An 8106-nucleotide genomic window follows, 5' to 3' on the forward strand; every position below is an offset into this window, starting at 1 on the left:
CCCGACTTCTATCGACAATTGCATGGTTGGATATCAATTGGGCGTGACTTTTAGGATCAGAAAGAGAGAGTCAAAGCCGATTACGTTGCGTTTCCGGTGGTTTTTTAATCGGCGAAAGCTATGTTATTTCGCAATACCTTTGGTCGCAATAGTATCTCTGTAGAATAGGAAGTGTTTTAGTGGATCGTACAGCTCTGGATGCCCTATTTAGTCCAAGGTCAATAGCGATCGTAGGTGCCTCTAACGATCCCAAACGCATTGGAGGTCGGCCTCTAAATGCGACTATCAAGGCGGGATTTGAGGGGCCTATCTATCCAATAAATCCTAATTATGACGAAGTTCTCGGGCGCAAATCCTATCCGCGCCTTTCTGACCTTCCAGAGGCAGTGGACTTAGTTGTGGTGGCAGTTGGCTCTAGGTATGTAGAGAGCGTTATAGAAGACGCTGCGATGGCGGGGGCTCGTTCCCTTGTGGTCTTTTCCTCGGGCTATTCGGAGCTTGGTCCCGATGGACGGATTGCTCAGGATCGAATAGCTTCACTGTGTCAGTCGAATCAAATGGCGATGCTCGGCCCTAACTGTTTGGGAGTAATCAACCAAAAAGCCAAAGCCATGGCCTCTTTCACAGCGGCTCTCGATCTTGATCTCATCAAAGGCGGAAATATTGGCTTTGCCTGTCAAAGCGGTGCCTTTGGCTCCTATTTTTTGACCCTGGTAAGCCGCAGGGGTCTTGGGATCAACCTATGGGTGGCAACTGGAAATGAAGCCCAGGTTTCGGTGGCGGATGCTATCGAATATATGGCGGATCTCGATGAGATAAGCGTAATTGGAGGATACATCGAAGGCGTGCAGGACTGCGATCGTCTTCGAAGTGCCCTGATCAAGGCCCATGATGCGAAAAAGCCGGTGGTATTGATGAAGGCCGGCGTCACCGAAGCTGGCGCCAGGGCGGCAATAAGCCATACTGGATCGATGGCTGGGGACGATCAGGTCTTTAGTGCCTTCGTCGAACACTATGGTGGCTATCGCGTTTCTGACCTTGATGAGATGATCGATCTGATCCAGGGTATCTCTCTGGGTGCATATCCCAAGGGTAAGAATCTCTGCCTTTTGACTATGTCTGGGGGTGCTGGGATATTGATGGCAGATGCCGCTGGTGAGGCCGATTTAGCTCTGCCGTCACCTTCTCCTGAGGTTAAGGACCATCTCAGTGCGCTCGTTCCCTATGCTGCACTAGACAACCCAGTTGACTTTACCGGTCAGTTCATAAATGACCCAACCCTGGGTGGACAGTTTCTAACAAAATTGTCCGATAGCAATCTTTATGATGCATTCGTCACCTTCGTCGGCCACACCGCTCTCGATGAAACAATTGCAACTCCAGTGCTAGAGACTATTTCTACGCTGTCGACGCAGGGCGGAGCTCCCCATTTTTTAGTGGGCTTGACGACCCCGCCGCTTGAGAAGCTTCTCTTGCAAGCTAAGGTTCCGTTTTTGACTAATCCAGCCAAAGCGGTAAAACTGGTTCGCTCGCTCTATGAGGTAAGTGAAACTTTAGCTCGTCCGATCGAATCGCTGGCATGGCAGGGTGATCCTCATATTGAAGCACTTTTTGACTTATTGGTCGCTAGCCAAGCTGGGGCCGAAGTCGTACCTGAGGTTGCTAGCCTCTCGTTTTTTAGATCTTGTGGGATCTCAACTGTGATGGCGATTCGAGCCACCTCCCCACAGGAGGCCCTTAAAGCTGCCCAAGAGATCGGCTTTCCGATTGTCTTGAAGATTGACTCCCCGCAAGTACCACACAAAGCAAAGGTTGGAGGGGTGATGCTCTCCATAAATAGCAAACGAGAACTCGAACACGCTTGTTATGAGATGATGGGCAAGGTGGCTAGACGAGTTTCTGGTGCTGAGATAAGAGGTTTCGTGGTTGAGCCTATGGTCTCGGAGGGGCTTGAGGTGATATTGGGGGTGCGACGTGACCGCGACTATGGATGTGTGATCATGGTGGGAAGCGGGGGAGTCATGGCGGAGACCTCTAGTGATATTCAAATTCGCCTAGCTCCGATAACACTTCAAGGGGCGATCTCAGCGATTGAAAGGACCGAATTTGGTAAAGCTATCCGAAGTGGGGTTCTAGCCCGAGATTACGACTTTGAGGGATTGGCTCAATTGATGGTGACCCTCTCAAAGATAGTGGTCTCAAATAAGCGAATCTCTGAGATAGATTTAAATCCGGTCCTCTTTCGCCAACGAGACAAGGATCCCATAGTTTTAGATGCGCTCGTCGTCTTGGCCCCAGAAAAGGTTCCTTCGTGAGTAATTTTGCCAAGGGTCCAAGGGACTTTTAGAGGTCGTTTAGAGTGATTAGTCTTTCTTTGTGAATGATCTTCCCATTGTATAAAAAGCTTCATTGGGCTTCATTTGGGTAAAACCTGCCAGTCGATTCGACAAAGCAAAGAATGCGGTAATTGCACCTATATCCCAGATGTCATCGTCGCTTAGACCGATCTCGGTCAAGAGCGCGTAGTCGTCGGTGGTAATTTGATCTGCATTATCAGCAACCTTGAGGGCAAATTCGCAGATGGCGACCTCTCTTTGGCTTAGTGGTGCAAGGCGATAGTTGATCGCCACGGCATCGGAGATAGTTGGGTCTTTGGAGTAGATCCGCAAAATAGCACCATGAGCTATAACACAGTAGAGACAGTTGTTCTTCGCTGAGGTGACGACCACGATCATCTCTCGCTCTTTTTTGGAGAGTCCCGAATCGCGCAACATCAATGCATCGTGATAGGCGAAAAAGGCTCTAAATTCATCGGGTCGTAGGGCGAGCTTTAAAAAGACATTGGGAATGAAGCCACTTTTAGCCTCTACTTCGGTGATTCTTTGAGCAATATCTTTATCTAGGGTGGATAGGTCTGCTAGTGCAGTTGTGAAGTAGGGACTGGATTGGCTCATTGTCGCTCCTATTGGTCTTTAATAATTGGCTCTTTATCTAATTTCTAAAATAGTGCATTAAAATTTTATAAATTAGCCGCTATGGCTATGGCCTCTTTCGCTGGGCATTCTTGGCTCTCTCTTCATCCTTTTTGCGCCGGAGCCCCGAACTCCTACTTCGAAGGAGGTAGTTGCACGCAGTGACTATGTATACCCAGTGATCTGCTATGGTTCTGGTAAAACCGAGACTACTACCTTTTTGCAATAGCCTTTGTTTACCCGGGCTAGTGCTAGCAGGAGGAAGTGTGGTCGATATCCAAGGTGCGATTCGATCTCTTTGGAGTTTTCGAGGCGAGGCAACTCATTGGGGTAGGTTGCAATCACACGCGGATCTCTAACTGGGAAGAAGTGGACGCTGGGGCCGAATGGGAATGTTACACCTAAGAGGCCAGATTTCTGATTTCTCTCCATGGCCACATGCTTGTCAACTTGTATTATCGTGGTTGATGCGAAGTTGCCACTCAGTTGAGCATAGGCAATCGAAGGTCCCAAGCCACCCAAAATCTTCATCCCCTGGGCCAGGAGATTTCGCTCAATCGATGTGGTAATTTTTTTGGGACTAGTTGCGATAGGCGCTAATTTGTAGGTTCCCCCGAAGATTACATCAGGGCGGGAAGCATCTGGTGGGCGATCTCTTTGAATGCCATCTAGTCGATAGGTCTGATAGGCATGGAGGCCCAATGGCACCTCATTTTCATCGAGTTCGATTCGGTTTATGAATCCACTTTTAAGGTTTAATCCAAAGACCTCAGATCCGAGTCGACCAAGGTGCACAAAGTCGATGGTATTTACTTGTATTTGGTGCTTAGCGGGCATTATTTCTCACCTCAAACGGAAATTTTCAATAGATTGGTCGGCTGTTCTCGTTGGCGGGATTCGCTCAAGGTAGAACTTGATCCATGCCAAATGGCTAATCTGCTCAGGCTGATTGTCCTTCGCGCATCGCATGCAATTGCTCGGCTAGAGATTTTGGATCGTTAGTCGGAGCTGAGCAGGCAAAGTCTTTGCAGAGATAGGCATAAGAATCAACTTTGCCCTCCCAAAGTGGACCAATTCCGCCCGAGCCATATGTGATGTATAGGTTTGGTATGTACTGACTTCTCACTGACGCAAGGAGCTCATCTTGTGTACCCACTACAACTAGTTGACCAATTCCTGCGCCCAGCTTGGCCAACTCCCTAACTACCACAGGAAAGGCACTTGGGTGTTTGGTGGTCATCTCCGCTAAGTTTTCGACCAACCCCATTGCTAGGGTCATTGGTTCTTCGTCACCAAGGAGTTCGCTAAGGGAAATTAAGCTAGAGATAATGGTGGATGTAGCAGATTCATAGGCTGAATCGAAGATGTCGTTGGACTGTGCGATCAACTGCGTAGAGGAACGCGCGGTTGTGTTGAAGTTTCCAGATTCAGGGTCGAAAAATTCCTGGGTCATCTTATTGAAGATCGTTTCGGCATATTCAATGATCGCAAAGTCACCACCAAATTGGACTAGCGCTAGAGCGGCATTTAGCATTTGGGCATAGTCGCCAAGTACAGCAGGAGCTTTTGAGTAGTTCTCGCCAGATGGCGCTAGCCGTAATCCTTGGCCACTTAGGTTGCAGGAGTCGAATAAGTGCAGAAAGACCGCTCTAGCTCTCTCTAGATAGTCGGGCCTATTGAGGTAAAAGCCAGCTTCCGCCAAGGTGGCAACCATCATCGCGTTCCACTCTAAGACAGCTTTTGAATCTTTTCGAGGGGCATTTCGACTATTTCGAAGTGCTAGAAGAAGCTGACGTGCTTCGTCAATTTGTGGAGTTGTGGCAAGGTCATCACGATTTGGGCGATGTAAGATGTTGCGCCCCTCGAAGTTCCCAGAGTGCGTTATGCCATAGGCGGAAATAAATTCTTCAGCTTTGTCTCTTAGGGTCTCGCGTACCTCTTCGATTCGGAAGATATAAAATGCTCCCTCTTCTCCATCGCTGTCAGCATCGAAGCTGGAGGCAAAAAGGCCGTCGGAGCGAGACATCTCTAAGATTACAAAGTCTAAAGTTTCTACAGTTGTTCTTAGGTAGTTTTGATTTTTGCTTGCAAGATAGGCTCTCAGGTAAAGTCTGCTATTTAGGGCTTGATCATAGAGCATCTTTTCGAAGTGTGGCACCATCCAAAATGCATCTGTTGAGTATCGCGCAAAGCCACCGCCAAGATGGTCGTAGATCCCACCTGCAATTACCGCATCGAGGGTCGTGGTCAGGGCGTTCATGAGATCCTTGGAGACATCAACTTCTCTCGACATCAGTGCGATGTCGAGAACGCTTTGCCAGAAGTGTGGTTGGATAAACTTAGGTGCTCTAGCTGTTCCGCCCCATTGGTCGTCGTAGATCCGATAGAGGGCGTCGCAGAAGTCGCGGGTAAGTTTCTCGGTATCGAGGGTCTCTATCGATCCGTTATTTTGAAGGGTAGAACGTGCTGCAATCGATGCTCGAAGTGATTGCGCTTGGGATTCAACTTCTCCCCGGGACTCTTTGTAGAGGCGAGAGAGCTCCAAAAGGACTCGACGAAAGCTCGGCATTTGGGTGCCCTCTTTGGGCGGGAAGTAGGTACCGCCATAAAAAGGTAGTCCATCTGGCATTAAAAAGACAGACATGGGCCAACCACCGTGGCCGGTCATGGATTGAACTGCTTCCATGTAGATGGCATCGACATCGGGATGTTCTTCTCTATCGACCTTGATCGAGATGAAGTTTTCATTGAGGATGCCAGCAATCTCGGGGTCTTCAAAGGATTCATGGGCCATCACATGACACCAATGACACGCTGAATAGCCAATGGATAGAAAGATTGGCAGGTCTAGTTCCTTGGCTTTGTCTAAGGCCTCTTGAGACCAAGGCCACCAATCGACAGGGTTATTTGCGTGCTGTAGAAGGTATTCACTTTGTGAATTGGATAATCGATTACTTACCACTTGTGCGACTCCGTGTCTATTGCCCAACACAGTCTAGGCAATAGTGCTTGAGAATTTCTAGATATTTTTTCTCACGTCAATGATCCAAGTATGGATCAATGAGGTGGAGGTTTGCTTAACATGCTAATTGAGCTTGTGCGATAGTTCGTAGATGGTTGCCGCTTAGGAGGCTATTTTTTGGAGCTATTGGGTCACTTCTTTATAAAGTTCAAGCGCTGGCTTCTGGTTTGTGCCATTGTTTTTAACTATGGAAATAACTTTTAATGATTCGGTTGTGCTTGTTACCGGTGGTTCTAGAGGAATTGGCAAGGCGATAGCCACTGCCTTCGCCCAGGCTGGCGCTCGAGTAATGATTACATCGAGAAAAGCTGATGCCCTAGAAGTGGCAGCTGCCGAGATAGCCAGCGGAATCGATGCCTCAAACATCTCTTTCGTCGCTTCAAATGCAAGTGATCCTGATGAGCCAGAGCGAGTGGTCAGCGAGACGGTTGAGCATTTTGGCCATGTAAACGTTGTGGTAAACAATGCCGCTACGAACCCTTATTTTGGTCCTTTGATCGACATTGATGCAAAGCGCATGGACAAAATCATAGAGGTCAACCTACGAGCACCACTTTTGTACAGTCAAGCGGCATATAGAAAGTGTTGGATGGACAAGACCACTCCCGGCAATATCATCAATATTGCTTCGATCGGTGGCATGGGCGTCGAGCCAGCAATCGGATATTACAACATCTCCAAAGCCGGAGTTATCCATCTTACCAAGCAGTTGGCGAATGAGCTTGGTCCGAATGTTCGTGTGAATGCCATCGCCCCAGGGCTCGTTCGGACCGACTTTGCTAGGGCGCTTTGGGAAAATCACGAGAATTCAGTCGCATCGCGTCTTCCGCTGCGTCGAATCGGTGAACCCACTGATATAGCAGGTGCTGCGTTATTTTTAGCGAGTAGCTATGCCAGCTGGATCACTGGTGAAACTCTGGTAGTTGATGGAGGAGCACTCGTACAGAATTAGCTTCTTTCCCCGACGTGTTGATCCTACCAGGATGGGACCCTCAATCGATCAGGATGGGACCCTCAATATAGTGCAATACCTCTAGGTGCTGCATGCTATTGGAGACCTGACATTGACTGTGGTGCTTGGTGTGAGGTTTCGCCTTGGTCGTTGGGTTGCGGAAAGGAACTATTGGAGGTGACGTGAAATAGAGAGGTGGAGACGTTGATTTGTGGCACTGGCCATAGCTGTCTTCATCTCTCCTAGGGCTATCGTGAATATCTTGAAGAGGCGGACGCTGATAATCCAGAATTGTAATTTTGGGATCTTGCTAATCCTTTCTTTGAGAAGTGTTCGTGTTGCCTTTAGAGAGTTTGCTCCAAGGATGTCGCGATTACTCTCGCCTTATGTGCAAAACCCACAAATTGCTCCCGGTCCAGATGGGTTCGAAAGGTAATAGACACCGAGCATCGCGCATTGGTAGAGTGATTTATCGTTCTAGGGGTTGCCCCTGTTAGATTCTGGGCCATCGTGGTTTTGGTTTTCTTTCTCGTCGCACTCTCTTTTGATTGCCATGGTACGCGCGCATTCTATATCTGTTTTGGTTTTTACGCTACGGTTTCATACCATAAAAGCCAAATCGACCCAAGTGCTTTCGACTGAGGTGAAAATGAGGATTCCTAGGTCGTTATATATGGCTGACCTCTAATGATGACGTGGTCAGGTTCTGTTGGTTTGTTTTGGCCCATCTTTCGCAGATTTCCCGAAAAATCGCCCTAATTGGTCCCTTTTGAGGGGATTTTGGGCGATTTTCGACTTGGGCGATTTATAGATGCCCTGGTAGATGGGTATTAGGTCTTTTTGGGTCGCGAATGTAGTGTCCTAATTTTTGAGTAGTTTTGATTATGACTTGCATTAGCTCTGACATGGTGCTATTGTCTTGTTGTGTTTATCCGTGAAACTCCAACAGTTAATAAAAAAGACCGGCGTTAGCTACAGTAAGTACCAACTCGTTGAGTCCTACCGCTGTGAAAAAGGTCCCCGTCAACGTATAGTAATGACCTTGACCGAACTGGACCTGGATAAGTCATTGTGGCCAGCTCTGGCCAATGCTATAGCCCAGAGACTCTCTGGAGTAACCTCACTCTTTGAATCAGATCCTATTATTGCCAGATACGCCG

5 protein-coding genes and 1 pseudogene are annotated in these 8106 nt (G+C 48.2%); 3 read left to right on the forward strand and 3 right to left on the reverse strand.

Going from position 1 to position 8106, the window contains the following annotated elements; translation table 11 throughout:
• The first annotated feature begins 179 nt into the window (after nt 1-179).
• Nucleotides 180-2315 carry an acetate--CoA ligase family protein gene (locus AXFE_RS07120; RefSeq protein WP_052605205.1) on the forward strand — a complete coding sequence of 712 codons (2136 nt, stop codon included), beginning with the start codon at nt 180-182 and terminating at the stop codon, nt 2313-2315.
• 48 nt (nt 2316-2363) lie between these two features.
• Here AXFE_RS07120 and AXFE_RS07125 read toward each other — a convergent pair whose 3' ends face one another.
• The 3 genes from AXFE_RS07125 to AXFE_RS07135 form a co-directional block, all read right to left on the reverse strand.
• Nucleotides 2364-2954 carry a peroxidase-related enzyme gene (locus AXFE_RS07125; RefSeq protein ID WP_052605206.1) on the reverse strand — a complete coding sequence of 197 codons (591 nt, stop codon included), beginning with the start codon at nt 2952-2954 and terminating at the stop codon, nt 2364-2366.
• A 204-nt stretch (nt 2955-3158) separates the two neighbouring features.
• Nucleotides 3159-3809: a hypothetical protein gene (locus AXFE_RS07130; protein WP_052605207.1), complete on the reverse strand. Its 651-nt coding sequence runs from the start codon at nt 3807-3809 to the stop codon at nt 3159-3161.
• A gap of 103 nt (nt 3810-3912) precedes the next feature.
• Nucleotides 3913-5934, reverse strand: a complete 2022-nt coding sequence (locus AXFE_RS07135) for a thioredoxin domain-containing protein (RefSeq protein WP_052605208.1) — start codon at nt 5932-5934, stop codon at nt 3913-3915.
• Between the two features lie 247 nt (nt 5935-6181).
• Between AXFE_RS07135 and AXFE_RS07140 the strand changes: the two genes are divergently transcribed.
• On the forward strand, nt 6182-6946 hold the full coding sequence (locus AXFE_RS07140; protein ID WP_052605209.1) for an SDR family oxidoreductase: 765 nt from the start codon (nt 6182-6184) through the stop codon (nt 6944-6946).
• A gap of 934 nt (nt 6947-7880) precedes the next feature.
• Nucleotides 7881-8106: pseudogene (locus AXFE_RS19120) on the forward strand (IS1634 family transposase); the annotation flags it as partial.

The organism is Acidithrix ferrooxidans (genome assembly GCF_000949295.1).
In the GTDB taxonomy this organism is placed as follows: domain Bacteria; phylum Actinomycetota; class Acidimicrobiia; order Acidimicrobiales; family Acidimicrobiaceae; genus Acidithrix; species Acidithrix ferrooxidans.

Coding starts and splice junctions, on each gene's coding strand:
- AXFE_RS07130 (WP_052605207.1), bottom strand. CDS start 3,809: ATGCCCGCTAAGCACCAAATACAAGTAAATACCATCGACTTTGTGCAC.
- AXFE_RS07125 (WP_052605206.1), bottom strand. CDS start 2,954: ATGAGCCAATCCAGTCCCTACTTCACAACTGCACTAGCAGACCTATCC.
- AXFE_RS07140 (WP_052605209.1), top strand. CDS start 6,182: ATGGAAATAACTTTTAATGATTCGGTTGTGCTTGTTACCGGTGGTTCT.